Raw genomic sequence first — 1,587 nt, forward strand, 5'->3', positions numbered from 1 at the left:
ATTAAATATTATATGGGTTATTGGGAAAATGTTTCAGGTGCGCCTTTAAGTGATTATGATTGGTTAATGATCCATCACAATGCCAAACTGTCAGAGAGAAAAAGGTTCGTTGAAAAAGTGGTAACAGGTACAGAAAAAGTAGTTGTTGACTTAGGTTGCGGTCCTGGCCTTTGGTTAAGCTTATTTGCAGATCATCTTGGCGATAAAGCTGAGTACTTTGGTTTTGATAGTGATAAAAAAACAATTGAGCTTGCACGAAAGCTTAATCAATTGAGCTTAATAAATTGTAGCTTTAGTCATGAAAATATTGAGGTGTCCGACCTGGATTTTCCAGAGGCTGATATTTTCTTAGTATTTAATATATTATCATATTTAGATAACCCATTGACTTTTTTAAATAGGCTAAAAGCTAGATTAAAACCGAATGGTAGAATAATAATACGTCAATATGATGGAAGTACATTCAAGTTTGGACCTCTCGATAGCAAAACAAGATACAAGCTTGAGGTTGATTTATTCCAATCTGTTTCAAGTAGTCAACGTTTCAGACATTATAGTGTTGACGATGTATTTACGGCTGCGACTGCATGCGGATTAACAGTCGACGATGTTCAATTTGAAACATTCCACAAAACATCTCCATTTGATAAGAGTTTCGCTATGTATCTGTTAAATAGTCTCGATTGGACGCGCAATTTTGTAAGTAGAAATTCGCAAGGAGCTATAGACAATTGGTCATCTCAATACCTTAATAGCACGGCACCATCTTACTTTTACGAAGTGGATCTTGTAATGATGTTATCGTAGTCTTCAACGCCATTTTCCCATAGTAAGTTGTATTGAACCGCAAACATTTCAACTATTTTACTTTCTTTTGAGAGCATTACTAAAGGATCTTGGCCATTGCTTCTAAAATCCCAATTAAAAAGAACTTCTTTTTCACCATCTAAATATTCAAGAATAATAAAGTTTATCTGAGGTTCATCATGAGCGATAAATTTTATTTTATAGCCCTCAGGAATTGCTTTATTTGCAATTTTAGCACATTCTGATTTGATACTTAAAAATCTTTCTTTGGCAAGACTGTCGCCTATGTCCTTCCATACTAACTTTTGCTTTATACTATTCGAGCGTTTAATGTTATTTGCAATTGCTTTAGTTAATGATGCATATCCATTTGTATCGTAAAATTTTTCATTCGCTCTCTCTTTTTCGGTTTGGGTATTAAATGAAGTGTTTAATACTTCTCTTAAATCTGAAATATTTCTTTCAATATAGTCTAAAGCCTTTTCCGGGGAGCCTAAGACTACAACATGCATATGATTTTTTACTGCAGTATATACGTCAGCAGAAAGTGAAGTTGTTTTTCTAACTTCAGTGTCTGTGCTAATTAGATGAGTAATAAAAAGTACCACAACAGAAAAAAGAAAAGCAGGCAATGCTGACAGTACATCTTGATTTTTGAAGTCAAATGGATCGGTGTAATAAGATACTATGAACACAAAAACGGCCAAAATAGGACCAGATACAAGATAAGTTATTGTTTGCCGCGATACTTTAGTCATGATAACCCATATAATATTTAAT

General features: G+C 33.7%; 2 protein-coding genes. One reads left to right on the forward strand and one right to left on the reverse strand.

The window, feature by feature from the left end; all coding sequences use genetic code 11:
- Window positions 1–807: class I SAM-dependent methyltransferase (locus BB427_RS02170; RefSeq protein ID WP_139119001.1), on the forward strand; the 807-nt coding region annotated here is incomplete at its 5' end.
- Here BB427_RS02170 and BB427_RS02175 read toward each other — a convergent pair.
- Window positions 774–1,587: hypothetical protein (locus BB427_RS02175; RefSeq protein ID WP_217492882.1), on the reverse strand; the 814-nt coding region annotated here is incomplete at its 5' end. The genes BB427_RS02170 and BB427_RS02175 overlap by 34 nt on opposite strands.

Origin of the sequence: Pseudoalteromonas sp. BMB, assembly GCF_001709235.1 — a bacterium.
Taxonomy (GTDB): domain Bacteria; phylum Pseudomonadota; class Gammaproteobacteria; order Enterobacterales; family Alteromonadaceae; genus Pseudoalteromonas; species Pseudoalteromonas maricaloris.